This window comes from Paenibacillus hemerocallicola, assembly GCF_006265175.1.
Lineage (GTDB): Bacteria > Bacillota > Bacilli > Paenibacillales > NBRC-103111 > Paenibacillus_AB > Paenibacillus_AB hemerocallicola.
On sequence record NZ_VDCQ01000065.1, the window covers coordinates 1 to 21223 of the forward strand.

15 protein-coding genes and 2 pseudogenes are annotated in these 21223 nt (G+C 47.0%); 14 read left to right on the plus strand and 3 right to left on the minus strand.

Annotated elements, in window-relative coordinates; all coding sequences use genetic code 11:
• Positions 1 to 185: 185 nt before the first annotated feature.
• Entirely contained in the window at positions 186 to 686 is a 501-nt protein-coding gene (locus FE784_RS32200; RefSeq protein ID WP_218103845.1) for an AAA family ATPase, read from the minus strand.
• Positions 687 to 1012: 326 nt separating this feature from the next.
• Between FE784_RS32200 and FE784_RS32205 the strand changes: the two are divergent.
• From FE784_RS32205 to FE784_RS32225, 5 genes and pseudogenes are all read left to right on the plus strand, one after another.
• A pseudogene (locus FE784_RS32205) lies at positions 1013 to 1650 on the plus strand (FMN-binding negative transcriptional regulator).
• Between the two features lie 310 nt (positions 1651 to 1960).
• Positions 1961 to 3502, plus strand: a complete 1542-nt coding sequence (locus FE784_RS32210) for a sulfatase family protein (protein WP_218103846.1) — start codon at positions 1961 to 1963, stop codon at positions 3500 to 3502.
• Positions 3503 to 3916: 414 nt separating this feature from the next.
• Positions 3917 to 5287 carry a flavin monoamine oxidase family protein gene (locus tag FE784_RS32215; RefSeq protein ID WP_139606366.1) on the plus strand — a complete coding sequence of 457 codons (1371 nt, stop codon included), beginning with the start codon at positions 3917 to 3919 and terminating at the stop codon, positions 5285 to 5287.
• Positions 5288 to 5490: 203 nt separating this feature from the next.
• A complete protein-coding gene (locus tag FE784_RS32220; RefSeq protein ID WP_139606367.1) occupies positions 5491 to 6123 on the plus strand; it encodes a hypothetical protein in 633 nt (210 codons plus the stop codon).
• A 744-nt stretch (positions 6124 to 6867) separates the two neighbouring features.
• The gene (locus tag FE784_RS32225; RefSeq protein ID WP_139606368.1) at positions 6868 to 7671 is read left to right on the plus strand and encodes an oxalate:formate antiporter; all 804 of its coding nucleotides are present in this window, start codon (positions 6868 to 6870) and stop codon (positions 7669 to 7671) included.
• Between the two features lie 423 nt (positions 7672 to 8094).
• On the opposite strand, the gene FE784_RS32230 is transcribed toward FE784_RS32225, so the two are convergent.
• The gene (locus tag FE784_RS32230) at positions 8095 to 9054 is read right to left on the minus strand and encodes an NADP-dependent oxidoreductase (protein ID WP_139606369.1); all 960 of its coding nucleotides are present in this window, start codon (positions 9052 to 9054) and stop codon (positions 8095 to 8097) included.
• A gap of 176 nt (positions 9055 to 9230) precedes the next feature.
• On the opposite strand from FE784_RS32230, the gene FE784_RS32235 reads away from it, so the two are divergent.
• The 5 genes from FE784_RS32235 to FE784_RS32255 all read left to right on the plus strand — a co-directional run bounded on the left by FE784_RS32235 (position 9231) and on the right by FE784_RS32255 (position 16996).
• Positions 9231 to 9557 (plus strand): winged helix-turn-helix transcriptional regulator, encoded by a 327-nt coding sequence (locus FE784_RS32235; RefSeq protein WP_139606411.1) that lies wholly within the window; start codon positions 9231 to 9233, stop codon positions 9555 to 9557.
• A gap of 611 nt (positions 9558 to 10168) precedes the next feature.
• Positions 10169 to 11059: an AraC family transcriptional regulator gene (locus FE784_RS32240; protein WP_176706670.1), complete on the plus strand. Its 891-nt coding sequence runs from the start codon at positions 10169 to 10171 to the stop codon at positions 11057 to 11059.
• Positions 11060 to 11281: 222 nt separating this feature from the next.
• On the plus strand, positions 11282 to 12400 hold the full coding sequence (locus tag FE784_RS32245) for an ABC transporter substrate-binding protein (protein WP_176706671.1): 1119 nt from the start codon (positions 11282 to 11284) through the stop codon (positions 12398 to 12400).
• Between the two features lie 42 nt (positions 12401 to 12442).
• Complete coding sequence (locus FE784_RS32250; RefSeq protein ID WP_139606372.1) at positions 12443 to 15154, plus strand: family 78 glycoside hydrolase catalytic domain; 2712 nt, start codon at positions 12443 to 12445, stop codon at positions 15152 to 15154.
• 15 nt (positions 15155 to 15169) lie between these two features.
• Complete coding sequence (locus tag FE784_RS32255; protein ID WP_176706672.1) at positions 15170 to 16996, plus strand: right-handed parallel beta-helix repeat-containing protein; 1827 nt, start codon at positions 15170 to 15172, stop codon at positions 16994 to 16996.
• A gap of 347 nt (positions 16997 to 17343) precedes the next feature.
• Here FE784_RS32255 and FE784_RS32260 read toward each other — a convergent pair whose 3' ends face one another.
• The gene (locus FE784_RS32260) at positions 17344 to 17937 is read right to left on the minus strand and encodes a hypothetical protein (protein ID WP_139606374.1); all 594 of its coding nucleotides are present in this window, start codon (positions 17935 to 17937) and stop codon (positions 17344 to 17346) included.
• A 392-nt stretch (positions 17938 to 18329) separates the two neighbouring features.
• Between FE784_RS32260 and FE784_RS32265 the strand changes: the two genes are divergently transcribed.
• The 4 genes and pseudogenes from FE784_RS32265 (at position 18330) to FE784_RS32285 (ending at position 21194) form a co-directional block, all read left to right on the plus strand.
• Positions 18330 to 18821 carry an SRPBCC family protein gene (locus FE784_RS32265; RefSeq protein WP_139606375.1) on the plus strand — a complete coding sequence of 164 codons (492 nt, stop codon included), beginning with the start codon at positions 18330 to 18332 and terminating at the stop codon, positions 18819 to 18821.
• An 82-nt stretch (positions 18822 to 18903) separates the two neighbouring features.
• Positions 18904 to 19669, plus strand: a pseudogene (locus FE784_RS32275) (carbon-nitrogen hydrolase family protein).
• A gap of 166 nt (positions 19670 to 19835) precedes the next feature.
• Positions 19836 to 20135: an HD domain-containing protein gene (locus FE784_RS32280; RefSeq protein ID WP_139606378.1), complete on the plus strand. Its 300-nt coding sequence runs from the start codon at positions 19836 to 19838 to the stop codon at positions 20133 to 20135.
• Between the two features lie 90 nt (positions 20136 to 20225).
• The gene (locus tag FE784_RS32285; protein WP_139606379.1) at positions 20226 to 21194 is read left to right on the plus strand and encodes an Ldh family oxidoreductase; all 969 of its coding nucleotides are present in this window, start codon (positions 20226 to 20228) and stop codon (positions 21192 to 21194) included.
• Positions 21195 to 21223 lie beyond the last annotated feature (29 nt).

Consider the following 21223-nt stretch of genomic DNA (forward strand, 5'->3'; position numbering starts at 1 on the left):
GAGCAAAGGACTGAAAATCCTTGTGTCGGCGGTTCGATTCCATCCCAAGCCATTGTGCTAACGGTGTACGTTAGTTGAACAAAGTGAGATCAAAGAAAGGGCCATCCGGTAAAAGGATGGCCCTAAAACTTGCCGTTACAGACAGCACGGAGAACCGTACCACAAGTAACGGCAAGATTTTTGCATTAGAAAGTCTGTTTGTTGGCAATCATCTCCAGCTCTGTTGCAACTTGGTCAAGAGGCTTCTGGGTATCAATTTCATAAGTAGCTCCGGATCGCAATAAAGGCTCAACGGTTTTGACATAGTGGATAATCTCTTCATGCTCTTCGGATGTTTTACCGTAATCGTTTGTCCTACGGGAAGCCACACGATCGAGGATGACTTCCAGAGGGGCGCTCAGCAGCACGATTGCATCGAAATTCGGGTAAAAATTCACCTGGTTGGATACAGTGCCAGATATGAATAAAGCGCCTTCAGTGTGTTCCGCGAGCAGCTTCTCGATGCGATCCTCGCGCCATAACCACCCGGAATCATCCCCATACTCGCTCCACCCATCGTAATCCGTGTCGACAACTCGATGGCCTCTGCGAGCCAGTTCGTTCAGAGCTGATGTTTTCCCTGTACCTGACATCCCTGTTACCAGAATGATAACCTTATGTTTTGGTGTCGAATGTGTAGTTTTCATTACCAGTCTCCCAACTTCTATATATAAAATGATTATGTCAATAATAATCTATAATAAGAGGGTCTAGATGTCAAAACTTGCCATTTCGGACAGCGCGGTGAACTGTACCATAGATTACAGACAGGTCATTCCGCTAACGGATACGATAGTGGAAATAGACGGGAGCAGGTCGCCGCGGCAACTGCTCCCTTTTTTCATTGAAGTAACGGGCAGGGTAGTTGAAGAGATGTACTATAAGAATTGATCCACATAAATTTAAACAAATTGGATCTTTACAGGTCCAATTTTCTGTTTATTATTTAAGGTATTCCGGGGGGAGAGAACCAATGTATATACCTTCGCATTTTAAAATTACGGATGAAACAATTGCCTACAATATAATAAGAGAAAGCAGCTTGCTACTCTGTTTTCGCAACATGAAGGCAAACCTTACGCAACTCACTTGCCATTAATTATTGACCCTAGACATCAATACTTATATGGACACTTTGCCCGCCCAAATCCTCAATGGAAGGATATTAGAAATCAAGATGTTTTGGCCGTGTTTCATGGTCCTCACTGTTACATTTCTTCCTCTTGGTATGAAACAAATAGATCCGTGCCAACATGGAATTACGTGACCGTACATGTATATGGGGAAGTCGAATTCATTGAGGATGAAAATGAGTTAATGACTACATTAAATGACATGGTTTTAAAGTATGAAGCAGCGGATAGTTCCTACAAGTTACAGGATGTAGACCAAGAATTCCTCAATGGAATGAGTAAAGGAATACAGGCTTTTAAGATAAAAATAAGCAGTATTGAAGGAAAAGCTAAATTAAGCCAAAACCATTCAAAACAACGACAGGAACTCGTCATTCAACAACTAGAGAAGAACAGCAGCACAGATGAGCAAAAAATCGCTCTACTCATGAAACAAAATCTATCCCATCACGCTAACGGGGAACGAGAGCTCAATTAGACACGAAGGCGGCCGGTCAGGAAAGATCGGCTGCCTTTTCTCACCTGCGTGCCAAGAAGCACGCATCATCTAGCCGGTGTACGTCCGGTCACGGGAGGGGCCAAGCCCCCGTGTAGCTTGGAACGGGCAGAAGTGCTTAATAGTCACTCTAATGAAGAAGACAAAGGATTTTGGAAATAACTGTAGAATGTATTTCTGGATGAATCTATAAATATGCTTGTACTAGTGGGTGAGTGGTATAGGTAAGGATTTTGAATGATTATTTTGCCGAGGAGACGTAAAAATCTTTCTAAGGAAAGGTGATTTCGATTTGAATATCTTGTTTGCTTTCGCCGACGACTGGGGACGCTATGCCAGCATTTATGCCGAGCACGAAGGACCTGATTCTATCAATAAGCTTATCTCCACTCCGAGTTTCGATCGGATCGCCCGAGAAGGCGCGCTCTTTATGAATGCTTCCGTTCCGGCGCCGAGCTGCACACCTTGCCGCAGTTCCTTGCTGTCCGGCCAATATTTTTGGCAGACTGGTCTCGGCGCCATTCTGCTCGGGGCCGTCTGGGACGAAACGATTCCGACTTATCCGCTTGAGCTGGAGAAAAACGGCTACCACATCGGCCACACTTACAAAGTGTGGTCTCCCGGGAAAACCGCCAATGCTCCGTATGGCGGGAAGCGAACCGCGTATGTAACGGGTGGCGCCAACTTCGGCAAGTTTTCTCACCATGCCACCAAGCGCGCGCAGGAGATCGGGATAGAAGCAGCCAAGCGAGAGCTTCTAGACGAAGTTCGAATGAACTTTGACTCTTTCATGGAATCCCGGCCGGAGGGAAAGCCGTTTTGCTATTGGTGGGGTCCGACCAATACCCATCGTACGTGGGAGCAGGGTTCCGGCAAGGCGCTGTGGGGGCTGAATCCAGACGATCTCATGGGCCGGCTGCCCGCATTTTTGCCGGACGTTCCGGAGGTTCGAGAGGATGTTTGCGATTATTTGGGCGAATGCCAAGCGCTGGATACCGGACTAGGCATTATTCTGCAGCGGCTGGAGGAGTTAGGCGAGCTCGACGAGACGCTGATCGTCGTGAGCGGGGACCACGGGATTCCCGGAATGCCGCGAGGCAAATGCAATCTGTACAATATCGGCTGCGAGGTCGCACTCGCTATGCGTTGGCCGGGTCATATCCAGCCGGGACGGATCATCGACGACTTCGTGAACCTGATGGATCTGGCGCCGACCTTCCTGGAGGCGGCGGGGATGCCGGTTCCAGAATCGATGACGGGACGCAGCCTGCTGCCGGTTCTGCTGAGCGAGATAAGCGGTCAGGTGGACCCGGGGCGCACCTTTGTCGTGACCGGCCGGGAGAGGCATGTCAGCTCCGCTCGCAAAGGCGAGTTGCCTTATCCGCAGCGGGCCATTCGGACTGAGGAATATCTGTACATCATCAATTTTGAGCCGGACCGCTGGCCAATGGGCGCTCCCCGCGGCTTGGACAATCCGAATACCGTGCCTCCCTCCTACGAGGACTTGCATTGGAAAACCGGAGTCGCCTACGCCGAAATGGATGCTAGCCCAACTAAAGCATGGATGATTCATCACCGAAATGAAGAGGAGATCAAGCCGCTGTTCCGTTTGGGCTTCGGTAAACGCCCGTATGAGGAACTGTACGATTTGCGGAAGGATCCTTTTTATATGGAGAATGTGGCTGACAGGCCGGAATATTCGGACATCAAGAAGAAGCTGAACGTGGAGCTGATGGAGGTGCTGCACAAGCAGCAGGACCCGCGGGTAACGGAGAACCCATGTCGATTCGAACATGCGCCATATGCCGGGCCGCTGCAAGCGTTTCAAAGATGAACATTGTCCCGCTCATTGCCGCGTAAATCGCGGCTTTTTCTTTCAAAGGCTTGCAAGTCGAGGGAAGATTGGGGTTAATGCCATCGACGAGAACGGTATCGTCGTTATTTCTAGGTATGCAGCGGCGGTTGTCTTATCGAAGCCGCCGCTCAATACTACGACATAACGAGGCAGCCGGCGAATCGGGGCCTGTTGACAAATTACCTTTTTAAAGAAATTGACGTTTGAAAACCCGCATAAACACTGGGTTTCTAAAAGTCAATTTTCGCAAAATTGGCTTTTGTCAACAGGCCCGAATCGATCGGCTGCCTCGCTCAACTAACGGACAGCATAGGATAATAAGAAGTGCCAATGAACTAAAGAATTATAAAAAAGCATGATGTATATAAAGTAAGATTTGGAGGAATCGGACTTATGGTGATAGGTCGTTTTCCTGAGCGTATTGTAGTTATTGGGGCAGGGATGGCGGGGTTGGTATGCACTTTGGAGCTTATGAAACAAGGATATAACGTGCGATTATTAGAGGCAAATAGTCAACCGGGTGGTCGCATATACACAATGCGGGATCAATTTGCCGACGGAATGTTTTGTGAAATGGGGGCTGCCTTCATTGGAGCGCATCATTTTCTCACATTGAGTTATGCCCAGCAAGTCGGGGTTCAATTAGTAAATTTACCAGTCCCCAATAGAAGTTTGTCATATATCAACGGGAGATTAATATTAGATTCTCCGGATGAACCTGCACAATGGCCTGTTTCACTTACAGCCGAGGAAAGAATTTTAGGATATGCGGGAATCTTGGAAAAGTATCTTAAGCCGGGGCTTACAGCAACGGGTAATCCTTTTTTGCCGGGCTGGCCCACAAAACAAGCGCTACAGCTCGATTCAATGACAATGGAAGAATATCTTAAAGGTCAAGGAGCATCTTCGGGTGCGATTAAGCTGTTTGAAATTGGATATATGCAGATGTTAGGTGATGGTATTCGCAAAGTATCTGCATTTCAGCGACTGCTTGACCTAAAAATGACCAGTTCCGAAAGAAGTACACAGACTATAGTAGGTGGAATGGATCAATTACCGAAAAAGCTTGCCCTTACAATTGGCTCTAATATCAGTTATGGATGTGCTGTGACGCATATTGAACAAAGTAATAAAGGAGTAACTATCCAATTTAATAATTCCGGCGAAGTTTTCACTATCTGCTGTGATCGGGTCGTTGTGGCCATTCCCTCTACAGTGCTGCGTACAATTGATTTTTCTCCGCCACTTAGCAAAGAAAAAAATGATGTTATTCAAAATCAACTTTCTACCTCCGTTACGCGTACCGTCATACAAAGCCGAACTAGATTCTGGCATAACTTAAGTTCCTTTGCTACAGTAAATACAGATCTGAAAATTGGATGGTTGCTTGATGCTACCTTCACTCAAACGACATCAAGGAGGGGGTTAATTTGTTCCTACTCCTCCGGTGAATCGGCACGAGAAATATCTAGAGCTGGTAATATTAATTCAGCTGTATCAGAAATCAAACAGGTGCTTCCTGAATTGTCGAATAATTATGAAGGTGGGACGGTCTTTTCTTGGGATCATAATCCTTACTCCCGCGGTGCGTATGCTTGGTATAAGCCGAAACAGATGATTCGAATGCTCCCAATACTGTCTTCCGAACAGGGTAGAATTTACTTTGCTGGCGATAATACAAGTCTTTTTCCCGGTTGGATTGAAGGTGCGATCTCTTCTGCGTTACGAACAGTAAATCAAATTATTTCCAGTAACGGCAGATAGTACGGTGATGTATGTATTATTAGAGCTTCACATTAGTAAAAGAACGATCGGCAGCCTCGCTACACTAACGGGCACGATAGCGTGGCGATGGAAATCGCTGATTTTTATAAGTAAACATCCAAACATAAAACCATATTCAGTTTATAGCCTGGACTCATTCGAGCGCGCCTTTCAAGAAGGGGAAGGAGGGGGGGGGATTCAGCATGTGGAAAAGGTGGGTGCGTTATCAGAAAGAGCGAATGTTCTGGGGCGCTGTAGGCATTCTGGTCACCAACCTAATCGCATTTGTGGTCGTTGTGGTGTACTCCATGCATCACTTGTTCGGGTATACGTATCTAAAAGAGATCGACTATGAGCGGTTTCAGACGGCGGCAGAGCTTGCTGAAGCTTCCCCGGTCATTGTCAAAGCGTCAGCAACCGCTGATGCCGCGCCTTACGACCTTCCGTATGATCACTATACAAAAACGAAAGTAACGATCGAAGAGGTACTAAAGGATGAGAGCGGATCGTTGCAGCCCGGCGAAAAGATAACGGTGTTAGAACAATATTGGATGAAAGGACGGGCGATGTTTCCGAAGCAAACGGTTTACAATGGCAACTATTATTCGAAGCTGGTTTCGGGTACATCCTATTTGCTCTATTTAGCGGAAGCACCTGAGCATGACAGCTTCCGAACCGTGGCGTTCCATCAGGGCAAATATAATCTTGATCGCAAAGACAAACTGGAGCGGCGTATAGAGAAAAAGGATCCGCTCTATGGCGAATTAAAACAGTCGGTTCAGGCGGCATATGCCGACAAGCGCGAAACGGCCTCACCGCCCGCGAATAAACCATGACCTCCGTTGCGCTAACGGATACGATAATTCAACAACTTCAGCTACAATCTCTTGGGAAGGTGGCTATGAAAATGAGTAATGATAACACTCGGATCTTTTTCTACGGCTTTGTAGTCGGAAGCGTTCTGCTACTAATGCCTATACCGCATTTCGTTTTTTGGAGTGGCATTTTAGATCATGTTGAGACTGTGTTCCGTTATATAGGTTTTGTTTTATTTGCAGCATGCGGTATCACAATAATAGTGCGTGTTGTCAGAACCTTTTTAGGAAAGTGAATTTCAAACTGATTGTTAAGCTAAAGGATACGATAGTTAAATCACCGGAAAGGCCTCATCTCGATGTCCTTTAATAAGGTGACCCTCCCTTTCATGGCCAATTGGGTCTATGGGTTCGACGAGTCGAAAGCTTTGGAGTGTAATCGAAATGTAAAATTGAGCCCGCGGTCTGTTGGCCTGCGGGTTTCTTTTTGCACAATCGCATCATTCGCATGCGTTTCGGCTAAACACGTTGTCGGAAGTAGGAGAGTCGAAACGATCGGCTGCCTTTACTCACCTAGCGGGTAATGATAGTGTAATGATTCAACAATTGAGCTGCCGGCGGATCGATCGGCGGCTTTGCTGTGCGAACGGGCAGGATAGTGCAGTAATCGAATATGGGCTCACATACTATTTGACGTTACTTATTGTAAATGTTATTTTTGTGTAATACCCAATTTTTGGGTCACAATTTAAGGAGTGTATGGCATTGAAGTTACCTGTACACGAACGGTTCATTGAACAGGCAATAGAGTATGTAAGACAAGATTATCGACTTACAGGTCTCCTTGCAGGCGGTTCCATGATACACGGAGCAATGGATGAGTACAGTGATCTGGATTTAATAATCGTCTACAATTACGCTTTTCGAAATGAGATCATGGAACAACGACTCCGTATCGCAGAAGGGCTCGGTAACTTACTTTCGGCATTCACCGGCGAGCATGTCGGAGAACCCAGATTGCTTATTTGTTTATATGGCCCAGCACCTCTTCATGTCGATCTTAAGTTTGTTCAAGTGGAGGAGCTCAAAATACGAATCGAGAACCCGCTGATTCTTTGGGAGAGAGGTTCTGATATTACAACGATACTCAGCAAAACAACCCTGACTTTCCCTTTCCCTGATCCTCAATGGATTGAGGATCGTTTCTGGGTATGGGTGCATTATGGTGCGACTAAATTAGGGAGGGGCGAGTTGTTCGAACTGATCGATCACCTAACATTTATTCGAAATGCTGTGTTAGGGCCGTTGGTTCTCATTCGCAACGGCCATTCTCCGCGAGGGGTTCGAAAGCTCGAGAAATACGCTTCAAAAGAACTGGAAGAACTTAAAGGAACGATTCCTTTCCACAGCTTCGAAAGTTGCTACCACGCGCTAAAAAACACGATTAAGATATATCAACGATTACGTACAGCTTCAGAGATTGTACCTAAAATGGAAGCTGAACGCGTCTCAATCGAGTTTCTTGATAGTATATATTCAGACAATTCCAGTACCAACTTGTTCAACTAACGGGTACGTTAGTTGAATGAAATAACAGCGGCAGTCTAAGACTATATTTATCAAGTCTTGGTCTGCCGCTGCTGCATTTTATGGATCAGTCTAAAACTTATTTTTCAAAAGTTGACGATTTTCAAACTCGAAACCGCGTTAGATCAACGCCCTCAGTCTACCAACGGGAACGAATACGCACATAACTGGGTTCATCACGAAGTATCTCGCAGGAATAGCTAGTATACACCTTCTAAAGGCATGCCAGCCGTCAGTCTGGTCAAGGTGAATTCGAAGAGCTGGCGGGCTGAAAAAAGAGAATATCAGAAACATCCTTATATCCTATGGACCGTATCGCTGCCCTGTTGGCCAAACATTCTTTGTAGGTGTCCGCCAATTACCAATTAATGCCGCCATAGGTTTGGCGTTTTTTTGCAAATTACATTAAATGGGGTTGGCGCTCAATAGTATTCTTCCACGACTATGCCTGCCTTCGCTTCGCAAGTGTGCCTCCTTTACCTCGCTCAGCGGGTATACGCTGTCAATTTCCGCTTTGATTACGCCATCCGCGAGCAATTGTGCTATCGCTTTATTATCATCATACGTAGGAGCCGCGGTGCTATGTTTGGCTGTAACCCCGAATTCGCGTGCTTTCTCTTGGGAGAGCGGCTGCGCTAATGAGACGATGCATCCTCCCGGTTTCAATACCGACCATGAACGATCTTGCGTACTTCCTCCGACTGTATCTACTACCAGATCGACATCTTTTACGACTTCTTCGAACGGAGTTGTCCTATAGTCGATCACCTGATCCGCGCCCAATGATTTCACATAATCGAGATTTTCGATTGAAGCGGTGCCGATCACCTTGGCTCCCTTCCATTTCGCAAGCTGAACAGCAAATAGTCCTACCCCACCAGCCGCAGCATGTATCAGAACGGTCTGCCCAGATTTCAGGTTTCCTTCTGTGAACAAAGCTTTCCAAGCTGATTCGGCGCCAGCTCCAATCGTCGCAGCATCTTCAAGCTTGAGATTTTCCGGCACATGCAATAACCCGTTTAATAATGAATAGGGTTCAGAGACTGACACGATCCCATACTCTGAATAGGATTGTTTCATTTTGCCGAAGACATGATCTCTTGCTTCAAATTCCGTTACATCGTCTCCTACGGACTCAATAATGCCGGATACAACTGCTCCTGGAGTATAAGGCAGCGTCTGGGGAAATACATCCTTCAGTATTCCACTGCGTATCTTCCAATCCAGTGGAATCACTGCCGCATATGCAACACGGACAAGAACTTCCCCAGATTGCGGCTCCGGACGTTCCACATCTTCCAATTTCAGTACACCTGAGTCACCATATTCATTAACGCGTACGGCCTTCATCAATATTTTTGACATTTTTAAAATCTCTCCTTTGTCTCTAAGATTCTCTTCAATACTCTCCTTCAACAATGCAAGCTCGGCTTGTCTTGCGTTTGTTGCTTGAATTATAATTTCTTGAGCAGCATGCTCACAAGAACGCACTTTGGAGTAACATGGTATCCATTAAGATACAGTAGGAGGATTGAATGAATATGGACGAGGAGAAAAGTTATTGTCCTGTCGAAGCCGCTCTGGCCGTAATCGGCGGGAAGTGGAAACCTCATATCTTCCGGCACCTGATCGGCGGAACCAAACGTTTTGGAAAATTACAAAACGCTTTGCCGCAAGTAACACGAAAAGTACTCACACAACAACTTCGGGAGCTGGAAGATAACGGTGTCATCATTAGAACCGTATTTCCGCAAATTCCTCCTAAAGTTGAATATTCTCTTAGTGATTACGGCAAAACCCTGATTCCTATTATGAGCTCGCTATCAGGCTGGGGGGAAACTCACGTTAAACGCGACATTAATGAATGATTCAACCAAGCCGATGCACACACATTTGTTACGCTAACGGAGACGTTAGTTCAATAACGCAGACCACTACGTCGGGTCCTGCGAAACAAAATTAAAGCAATAATGATACAAAACAACCCCAAATCAAATCATTTGATCTGGGGTTAGTCATTGAACAAGCAGGGACTTTAAGAACTCTTATTTATTTGATGATCGAAATAAAACCTATATATTGTGTAACAAAATATGAGAAAAAACATACAATTTGTCGAGGGACAAGAACATGCATGCTTAAGAATCCGCATAGATGGCGTTTTTTTATTTTAAGGATATATGTTCTTGTCCTCGGCTCAGGACAAGAACATATATCCTTTGCCGTATCTGGACAAGAACTTATATTCATAACCGAATTGTGTGGCAAGCCCCGCTGTAGGAAAGCACGCCAACAAAAACGTACATTGTAATAATCTCGCCACTCTCACGGTCGATGATGGATGCAGATTGCCATCGATCATTGGCGGAATTGACCATCCTGATGACGGAATGAGCAATGAAGCCTATCGATCCGGCCATATATAATAGAGCTGGAAATGCAATATATCCGATGTTTCGGGGGTGAGAAAGAAAAGGAAATGGAGAAGCATTTGAAAAGCAGCAAATTCATGGGCCAAGAGTTTCCGTTCTGGATGAAACGGTTCGCCCAAAATCGAAACGCAACTCCAATCGAACATAGCCACGAGTTTGTAGAGCTCGTATATGTCGTGAGGGGAGAAGCGATGCATTGCTTTGAGGGCGAGCGATACGTCATTCGCGCCGGCGATGTATTCATCATCAATCCCGGAGAGGTGCATGCGTACGACTACGAGGACGAGCAGCAGATCGAAATTATTAACTGTCTGTTTATGCCTTCGCTCATCCAGGAGGGACTGCTGCGTGAACTTGGCATATCGAGGTCAATGGATTTTTTCTACGTGCAGCCTTTTCTCAATAAAGAAGAGCGCTTCCACCATCGGCTTAATTTGAGCGGTCCGTACGCGGCAACGATGCTGGTCATTATGGATAGCATGATGGCCGAATTCGAGCATCGGACTCCGGGCTTCGATGCGATCATTCGATTAAAGATGATCGAGCTGCAAATTTTTTTATCGCGTATTTACAATCTGCACCAAACGAAAGGACACAACGTTAATTACGGCGAGCGAGAAGTGATGGCGAGACGGATACGCGGATTTCTGGAAAGGAATTACGGGGAAAAAATAACGTTGACGTCTTTGGTAAACGTATTCAACATCAGTGAACGAAAGCTGAACAGGCTCATGAAGGAGCAAATGGGCATGAGTGTAATCGAGCTGCTCCATCAGATTCGGATTGAGAAGGCGAAGTATCTGCTTGAGGATCAGGCAGAAAAAGTGATTAATGTAGCTTCCATGGTCGGCTACGAGGACCCGGCCTTTTTTAGCCGCTTGTTCCATCGTATTGTCGGATGCCCGCCAGGGGCGTACAGAAAAACGATTTATAAATAATGAAGGGGGCGCTTATCGGAAATGAAACTGTTACTCCGTAAAACAATCGCAATGTTGGTAGTGGTCGGGAGTATAACCGCTTGCAGTCAAGCTGGAACGCAGAGTGGAGAGGGTCAAAAGGACGAAAATCGATCCAATGCTCCGAAAGAACCGGTCGAAATTGTTTTTTATTCGACTAACAATGATTCCGTAGAAGGCTTTGACCAAAGGCTGGGCACCTCTTTGCGCAAAAAGTTTCCGGACTATACGATCAAGTACATTCAATCGACGAAAGGCAACTCGATAGAGGAGCTGCTGGCGTCGGGGACGCGATTCGATATTTTCTACCAGACGATCGGCAATTATGAGGGGCATGTGTTCCCGAATCGCATTGAATATGACATGTCCGAGTTGATCGCGAAGCATAAGGTGGATCTGAATCGATTCGAGCCGACCGTCATCGATGCGCTCAAGCAAACATCCAATGGCAAAATGTATGCGCTTCCTGTCATAACGAACAACTTGCTTTTATATTACAACAAGGACTTGTTCGATAAGTTCGGTGTCCCGTATCCGAAGGACGGAATGACTTGGGAGCAAACAAGCGAACTATCCAAGAAACTATCCCGCACCGACCAGGGGACGCAATATTTCGGGTTTACGCATTCGCCGCTTCATACGATCCGAATGAACCAGCTCTCCATTCCGAATGCAGACTTGAAAACCAATACGCCTACCATTAATCAGGACAGCCGCTGGAGCCGATTTTTCCAAACATTATTCCTTGATCCGGTTCAGGAGCCCGGTTATGCGCAGTATTTGCAGTCGACCGGTAAAATTCCGGGCAGCAACGAATTTGTCAAATCGAAAAATGTCGCGATGTACGTGTACATCCAAGGTTTAATGGGGGCATGGGGAGATCAGGTGAACTATGATGTCGTGTCGCTCCCGGTATTCAGCGACCGCCCGGGAATCGGGTCGCAATCCTACCCGAGCTATTATGGCATCACGAATATGGCCAAAAATAAAGATGCGGCCATGGAAGTTTTGAAATATATCGTTTCCGACGAATATCAGGCCGAGTTGGCGCTGAGAGGCGATATGACCGTTCTGACCGACGATGCCGTACGGAAGCAGCTGGGACAAGGAACGTCGTACAAGGATAAGAATTGGCAGGCAGCGTACTATAACAAATTTGCGTCTTTCCTTCCGAAAGGGACTTATGATGCCGAACTGGTTACCATTTACGGGTCGATGGGCATTCAACTGCAAACGGGCAAAATTGACATCAATACAGGCTTGAGACAAGCGGGCGAGCAGGCACAGAAGAAGCTGGCCGACATGGCCCAGATGAACAAATAGAATCTAGATAGAGACGATTAACGGAGATAGGAAGTGGAGCTGATGTTTCAAATAATCGATCTTCGCGTAAATGGCACTGCCGAGCCGATGTCTGCGAATCCGGGCGACATCGTGTTTAGCTGGCGATTACTAGGCGAAGGCCGGGCGAAGGAATGGACAGCTTACCAGGTTCAATTATTTGACAAGGAATCACCTGTGCATGAAGGAGCTAGGACGGTTTGGGATAGCGGCAAGGTCGAACTTCAAGAGACGTATGCGACATATTCGGGGCCGGCCTTGGAAAGTGCGTCTCTTTATTGGTGGCGTGTCAGGGTATGGGACAGGGAACAGATGTCGGAAAGTGTTCCAGCCCGATTCGGCACCGGATTGCTTACGCACGAGTGGCAGTCCGAATGGATTTGGAGCCATCCGGAGGTCGTATGCAATGACTTCGCCTATTTCCGCAAAGAACTTAACATCCGAGGTAGCATTCGTACGGCCAGATTATTTGTTTCCGCGCACAATTCAGCCAATTTTTATCTGAACGGGGGAAAAGTCGGCGGGTATGTCACCCCCGCTCCGACGAATCCGTGGAGACGCAAATATTATACCGCCTACGATGTGACTTCATTATTGGCGGCTGGCCCAAACTGTATCGCCGCTGTGGCGCACTATTTGGGCGGCAGCGGGCAAAATTACGTGAATGGGGTGCCAGGATTTCGGCTGCAGTTGCATGTGGTCTGCACGGATGGAGCGACGGATGTCTTCAAAACCGATACGACATGGGAAACGATTCGTGATGCTCCACATCGGATTGGTACGCCCTACCAGCAAAACAGGCGAATATCCGCGATCGAAGACTTCGACGCCGGAAAGCTGGATCATGGCTGGATGCGTGTCGGTTTCGAGTCGGACAAGTGCGAAAAGGCGGTGCCGGCGGATTCAAGAATCGGAGATTGGCCGATGGTTGGTCAAGAATTGCCGGAGGGGGAAATCGAGGAACTGATCGTACCCGCCGAATTGTATTGTGACGCGGTGTCCGGAGAAGCACAGAAGCCGGGCTCGGAGCGCCAAACGGTTCGCCAAGTGTTCGATGCCGGCAAGATCGTGTCCGGTTGGCCACGATTACGTCTTGCGGGAACAGTCGGAGCGACCGTGCAGCTTCGGTATGCCGAACAGTTGGACGAGCAAGGCTTCGTTAAGCATAATGTTTGCAACGAGAAGTCCGATCATTATTACGACCGCTACACAGTTGGAGTAGAAGAGCCTCAAGTATGGCAGCCGGATTTATCTTACAAAGCATTTCGTTATGTGGAGGCGACGCATCATACGGACCGGCTTGTTCCAGGCGCCGATCTGTGGATCGCATCTGCGCATACGGCGATGAGGGAGCATGGCTCGTTCCGCTGCTCAAACGAGCTGCTGAACGAGATGGCAGAAGCGTGTATCCAAACGCTCAAGAACAATACGCTAGGTCAGGCGACCGATTGTCCCCATCGGGAGCAAGCGCAATATTTAGCGGATGTCGATCTGCAAGCGGAGACGCTTTTGTACAACTTTGATGCGCGGCCTATTTTGACAAAGACGCTTGTTGATTTTGCGGACGGACAATTAGAGGATGGGTCGTTTCCGTACGTGTATCCGACCAACTTCGACAACCCTGCCTTCAACAAGCAAATTCCCGAATGGGATTTGCACTATTGTACGCTTTTGTGGAAAACATACTATACCTATGGGGATATAAGAATAATTGCCGCTTGTTTTGAGACCGCCAAGCGGATGGTCGATCATTATTGGGCTGGATTGGATGAAAAAACGGGACTTGTGCCAGCCGATCGCCCGTGGCAAATCAGCGACTGGCCGTATTCAACCGTCCAACAGACAGCGCCGTTTCTAACCGTTCAGAACATCAAGCTCGTTCAAGCGACAGAGGCGATGGCGGACATGGCCCTCGTGCTTGGGAAGCCGATAGAAGCACAGTCGTACGAGCGGATGGCCGGAAAGCTGCGCGTTTCCATCGTTGAGGCTTTATTCGACCGGGAGACCGGCTTGTTCCGCGACGGATTCCAATCTCCAAACTATCATCAAGGGGTAAACGGTTTGGCCGTATATGCAAGGCTCGTTCCGGAGGAGGCGGTGAGCAGCGCGCTGGAGACGATAGCCGAGATGAAATGGGAGAGCCGGACCGTTTTGTCACTGCCGCTTCTTCGAGCGTTGTTCGAAGGGGGGAAGCAGGAGAAGGCTTACCGTATGATCGCCAGCCCGGATTATCCCGGCTGGGGATATATGATCCGCAGCGGCGCAAAAACGATGTGGGAAGGCTGGGACGATATAAATTCCCATTGTCATGCCTGGAACAGCTATCCGCTGCGGCTGCTGCAGGAATATGTGGCCGGAATCCGGCAGCGTTCGCCGGGTTTTCGCGATGTGGAACTGCGGCCTTATATGCCGGATGATCTCACATTTGCGGAGGCAACCGTCACAACCGTGTACGGGGAGCTGTTTATTCGCTGGGAGCGCCAGTGCCGCGATAAGGTACAATTACGTATCCATGTTTCGATTCCGATTGGCATGGCCGGCAGGCTAATCATCGAGCCGGGCTTCGGCGCCCAAGCTTTGCGAATTGAAGAATCGGGCGAAGTGATACGGGTGTGTGGTAATTCATGCGAGGGCATTGAAGGCGTAACGTCCTGCGCATGGAATGGCGACACTGTCGAGCTCGGTTTGAAATCGGGACGTTACGACTTTGCATTCTTACGTGAATCATACGAATAGTAGGGAGTGAAGTTTGTGGAGAAAGAGTCGCTTGACACGGTTAGGGATGAACAGGTTCGCGTAACCGGACACAGCCGGTTGACCAGAAGGAAACTGCTGTCTTACTTGGCTGCCGGAGGAGCCGCGACCATTGCGGGGACAACCTTACTGAATCAAAATGTGGGATTTGCCGAATGGAGGGGGACTGTTACCGAAAATGTGTACGGAACCATACCGCCCATCGGCAGCTTCATTGTCGATGTGACAGCCGCTCCTTACAATGCTTGCGGCGATGGCGCGACTGACGACACTTCGGCGATTCAAGCTGCCGTCACTGCCGCTGAGAACGGGATACTCGTCATACCGAAACCAGCAGCGAGCTATTTGATTTCGAGTACGATTGAACTGCCATCGAACATCATCGTGATCGGTATCGGCCATGCATCCATATGCTTGAAAGCGAACTCGAACTGCACGATGGTTCAACTCGACGGCAAGCAAAATGTAACCATTACAGGTTTGACTTTAGACGGGAATCGGGAAAATCAATCGAGCGACAACAGCAATCCTTTCGATATGGCCGAAAGCCATCATGCCATTAAATTAATCAACTCCCGAAACGTGACGATTCGAGGGTGCAAGCTAACAAGCGCAAGCGGGGACGGAGCTGCGGTAGCTGGACAGTTTTTCGTGGTGGGAGAGGGAAATGTAAACCGGCAAATCACGATTGTCGACAATGAAATTCAAAATAACGGACGTAACGGGATTTCGATTATTCATGCCGACGGCGTATGGATCAAAAATAATGAAATTCACGGCCATCATGCATGGGTATCGACATTAGGGGCCGGGATCGATATTGAGCCGAATCGTGGCATCAATCCGGGCGAGCAATGGATCGTGAGAAACGTTGCAGTGGAAAACAACATCCTTCATGATAACAACGTAGGAGGACAGATCATCGGATGGGCCAATTCCGCCACTACGATCGTGGAGCACATTGCGTTCCGGAGCAACAGCATTTATCGAAATAATCACCGGACGGCGCCTGCCTCTTCCAAAGGACTGCTGGTCAAGGAGATAAATAATTCCGCTGGCGGCAAGTACTCCGATATTGTAATTGCGGATAACGACGTATACGAGAACGGGTTTGTCGAGGGCAATCCCGTATCCAATACGATCGGAATTCATCTCGATAAATGCAATGTGCCCCTATTTGTCCGGGAAAATCGAATTAGCGGATCGGGGATGGGAATCCAGCTCCACACCGCTTCTTATGCCACTGCTCAAAACAACCATATTTACCGGTTTGGAAACGCTCAAGGCGGAAGCGGAATTACGATGTACGCAAGCGAATGGTGTTATCTTCTGGACAATCGAATCCATTCTCCTACGGCACTAAGCAATTTTTCAAGAGGGATTTCGATAACTGCGTTAACTTTACAACAAGTGTCTCGCAACCTGATCGTGATAGGCAATATAATTGGCGATTCGTCTAACAATATGAACGCGGCGATCGGGATGACCAGCAATAACATAGGGTGGTCCGTTTTCTCCGGCATCGCGCTTGATCGAAACGTTCTGTCGGGTTACGTGCATCTTCCTGTCAAATGCACGAACTGTTCGCTCCCGGCAATATCGAGTGTTGTCGGAAAACAGGTGTTGAACGGGATTCAGTCCCACTATAGTGTGGCGGATGGCGAGTTTTTGCCTTATTATTCTGAGGCATCCATGTATGGTCCTTCGTCGGAGAGACCCGTAACAGGCCGGTACGTTCATATGTCGTGGTTTGACAATACGCTCGGCAAACCGATCTGGTGGAACGGTACCGCTTGGATCGATGCCGCCGGCACGGTATCCTAATATTGCAAGATAGCCGACAGTTTGCCATCGCTTGTGCCCGAGAAATACACATGGCCATCCGAGCCTATGGCCAATGCCCAGACCGCGTCCGAACCGGGAAGATCGAACGAAAAGTGGATGCGGCCCTCGTCGAGGGACAAGAACTTGTATGCTTTGGAATTCGCGTAGTTCGCGGATTTTTTATTTTAAGGATATATGTTCTTGTCCACTGCCCGGGGCCGTGTTGCCCCTATTCAACTATTGGCAGGATGGTTGATGTCTTATTCGTCAAATCACCGTTGAAGAGAGGTTGATATTATTCTTAATTCTTATGGCTTAGGTATTCTCAATATTGTCCGCAGAAAAAGTTAATTTTTATATTTTAATATAAATACATTTTTGAATTCCTCAAGTATAGATGCTTTTACCGATATTTCTTGTAATTTTTCTATTTCAATGTTAGGAAGTCCACTTGCGTTGTTTGTAAACAATGCCAAGAATTCCAATGAGCCAATCGGCTTGTCAAATTTCATCAACTTACAAAATCGACCTATTTCGATTCCTAATTCATATGGGGGAATATTTATGCCCACCTGATGAAAAAGCCTGTCATATGTTTGACCTGAATTAATATCATGTACGATCGGCCCGTAATAATTTGTATATAACTCATTTTCATATGAGATAGCCTTATCCTGCATCGTTTCGAAAGCAATTCTTTTCAGCATGTTTACATAATTATCAAATTCTACGTTTGACAATATATCTTCAAAACGTGAAATGTTATGAAAATGAACATCAAAGCATCTTTCAGTCGATTTCCATTCTTTAAATAATTCAGAATTGAGAATTAACAATTGTGTTTCTGTTGGACTTAAACCATCCTTTAAGTAGCCGATAGCCAATCTATCCAATTTATTAACAAGATCCCAGTCTGCATCAAATTTATTGTTTTGCTCCAACAATAATCCCCCTCTTCCTTCCAAATTATAACATGGGGTTGGTTTAGATGAGAATGAACTACATAGATAATCAGTTGATGTAGCCAGGATTCACTTCGCTAAGAGGGACGAAAGCACCCTGACAGCAGGCTGCCGGTGCATATTGGCAGCCTTCGCTGAACTAGCGGGCAGCATAGTTTTAATCACAAAATTTAAGATATAGGTTATAATTGGAAGTAACGCAGAAAAAAAGTGGAATATAAATGCCATATTAACAGAATGCATATGCAGCGCGACTTGTGGCGGAACTTGGCGTGGAGTTAGCGGATGAAATCCGATTGCTTTCGGAGCTATGTTTGGGAATATTTTTTGGCTAAATACGATTTTTTTATAAATGGACACTGGAGGAAATTATGGCCGCGAACCAATATTTTATGCCTACGAATTGGCGGATCAAGGGAGACATTTGGGAAGTTTATGAGATTTGTTCAAATTTCAAGGATTACCAGCGTTGGTGGCCCGATGTGTACTTGAATATACAGGAGGCAGGAACGGACGAGGAGACGGGCAACGAGGTGTACGCTATCCTTTCAAAGGCTAAGCTGCCGTACAAGCTGCGCTGGAAATCGTACAAAACGACCGAACATGCGCCGCACTCCTTGTCATTGAAGGCTTCAGGTGATATGGTCGGCCACGGAACATGGAGGTTTGAGCAGGAGGGGGAATATGTAAACGTACAATTCGATTGGTATGTGAACGCCGAAAAGCCGATACTCAAATATTTGTCTCCGATTATGAAGCCGATGTTTCAGTCGAACCATTACTGGGCGATGGATAGAGGAAAGGAAAGCCTTGAACGGGAACTGGAGCGAAGGCGCAAAGTCGGAGTTTCCATCGTTAATTAGTTAGATCTACACTCAGCTACGCGGGGAACGCCGACGGGAATTATATAGACGGTACTTTTAGGGGCTATAGGCGGTGTGACGATTGAAAACCTTTACTATTGTGACGGTGCAATACAATTGCAGCATTCCCGATCAAAAGCTAAATATCGAGATTGGACTGCGGTATGTAAAAGAAGCAAGGGAGCTTGGGGCGGATATCGTTTTATTCCCTGAATGTTGGATAACGGCATACGCTTTTCCCGATATTGTTGAAACTGAACTCCCGGAAAATGAGATCGAGTGTCACCCAGAGTTCAAGGCATGGTATGCTGCAGCCATCGACGATAACAGTACGACGTTGCGCGCGTAAAGTGCATACTTGCGATTTTGCTGCTGAACGAATGCTTGAGAGCGGAACAGAGTTCAAGGTATGCGATTTTGACGGCGTCAAGATCGGCATCATGATTTGTTACGATCGGGAGTACCCCGAAAGCGCAAGGATTCTCATGTTAAAAGGCGCAGAGATCATCTTGGTTCCCAATGATTGCGGAACCATGAAGCCCAGATTGCAGGCACTTTCCACAAGAGCGTTTGAAAACATGGTTGGGATCGTTATGGCGAATCCACCTGGAGACAATGCTGGGTATTCATGTGCGTTTAGCCCAATCGTTTGGGATAGCGATGGTCGTTCGATCGATAACACCTTGATGTTGGCAGACGAGAAGACGGAAGGGCTTTTCATCGCAGAATTTGATTTGGATGAATTACGGAATTATCGCAGTCGTGAAATGATGGGAAACACTTTTCGTAAAGTGAACGCCTATAAAGATTTACTTAGTGATCACGTAGAAGCTCCTTTTAAACGTTGAAAACCATTGAACTAGCGGGACGCGATAGCTGAATAAAGACAACACGACGGCAGCCGGCAAGAATGATCGGCTGCCTTTGTTCACCTAACGGGCAGATTCGTGCAAACAAACCTAAATCTATATGTTAAAATATTACAAACCAAAACAATAATAGGAAGGTAACTAAATGGATATTGAAAGGTTTAATAAACAAATAGAGTTTATTGTAGAAATTGACAAAATGAAGCAGATACTGAGGAATACTATTCTAATGGATGCTTCAAGGAAAGAGAACAGTGCAGAACATACATGGCATATGGCTGTAGGTGCAATGGTATTTTCCGAATATGCCAATGAGAGTAATTTGGATATGTTAAAGGTCTTTAAGATGATTTTGCTCCATGACATCGTTGAAATTGATGCTGGAGATACATTTGCTTATGGTAATGTCAACTTGCGTTCGACCGGGAGCGTGACGAAATGCTGAAGGGAAACAAGAAAAGAATGATTAGACCGTTCGCAATATTGCCCACCATAATAAAGCCACAAATTCATTCGAGTTTCAGGATTATAGCCAATGCGATACGATCTTAATAGCGCAAGGGAATTGGCTATTCGCGTGTGTGTTGCTGCTGGTGCAAGCATGGCGGTGGCAATTTCTCTTGCTGAAGCAACTGTCGATGCAGAATGTTCAGGTCGGAGTTCGGTTGGATTTGCTCATCTTCCCGACTATCTGGAAGGCTTTTTATGCGGACGCATTTCTGGTACAGAAGAGCCAGCGCTTTTCTATCCAACCCCTACTCTCATTCAGGCCGACGCCAAGGGTGGTATCGCCCAACTTGGTTTCGATCGCGCTTTCGAGGAACTGCAAACACGGGCAAGCGCTTATGGCGTAACCGTATTTTCGTTAAAGAACAGCTATACTGCTGGAGAGCTGGGCTATTATGTCAGGCGGCTTGCCCATAAAGGATTGGTAGCTTTGGCTACAAGCAATGGACCTGCTTTAATGGCTGCGGGACAAAGTAAGGAGGCTGTCTATGGCACCAATCCTCTCGCATTTGCCGCGCCTGTCGATAACAGGGCTCCCTTGGTTTTTGATCAGGCATCTAGCGCCACAGCGTTTGTCAATATACGGAAAGCGGCAGAACGGGGAGAGATAATTCCCGAAGGCTGGGCCATCGATGGGAGGGGGCAAAGTACAAATGATTCACGTGAAGCGCTCAAGGGGGCTTTGCTTGCTTTTGGGGGATCACGTGGTGCCAATATAGCTCTCATGGTTGAAATACTCGCCGCAGGTACGACGGGCGCAAATTGGTCGCTTGATGCTCCATCCTTTGATGAAGGGAGAAACTCGCCTGGTGTAGGCCTATTTATAGTGGCCCTAAACCCCGAACTACTCTCCCCCGGTTTTTCCACACGATTAGCGTCTCAAATCGAACGATTGTCCTCCAAAGGGATTTATATCCCAGGAGGAAGCTATATTAAGGATGAAATAGACATTCCATCTTTACTTGTTGCGACCCTTGAGGGGTATTGTTTCAAGTGAACAAGTTTACCCCACATCGCTTTCGTGAA

Bases quoted from the DNA above. Each gene is read 5' to 3' on its own strand.
- FE784_RS32235 (WP_139606411.1), top strand. From the start codon at position 9,231: ATGGACGAGGAGAAAAGTTATTGTCCTGTCGAAGCCGCTCTGGCCGTA.
- FE784_RS32230 (WP_139606369.1), bottom strand. From the start codon at position 9,054: ATGTCAAAAATATTGATGAAGGCCGTACGCGTTAATGAATATGGTGAC.
- FE784_RS32240 (WP_176706670.1), top strand. From the start codon at position 10,169: ATGGAGAAGCATTTGAAAAGCAGCAAATTCATGGGCCAAGAGTTTCCG.
- FE784_RS32200 (WP_218103845.1), bottom strand. From the start codon at position 686: ATGAAAACTACACATTCGACACCAAAACATAAGGTTATCATTCTGGTA.
- FE784_RS32250 (WP_139606372.1), top strand. From the start codon at position 12,443: ATGTTTCAAATAATCGATCTTCGCGTAAATGGCACTGCCGAGCCGATG.
- FE784_RS32280 (WP_139606378.1), top strand. From the start codon at position 19,836: ATGGATATTGAAAGGTTTAATAAACAAATAGAGTTTATTGTAGAAATT.
- FE784_RS32220 (WP_139606367.1), top strand. From the start codon at position 5,491: ATGTGGAAAAGGTGGGTGCGTTATCAGAAAGAGCGAATGTTCTGGGGC.
- FE784_RS32215 (WP_139606366.1), top strand. From the start codon at position 3,917: ATGGTGATAGGTCGTTTTCCTGAGCGTATTGTAGTTATTGGGGCAGGG.
- FE784_RS32265 (WP_139606375.1), top strand. From the start codon at position 18,330: ATGGCCGCGAACCAATATTTTATGCCTACGAATTGGCGGATCAAGGGA.
- FE784_RS32285 (WP_139606379.1), top strand. From the start codon at position 20,226: ATGCGATACGATCTTAATAGCGCAAGGGAATTGGCTATTCGCGTGTGT.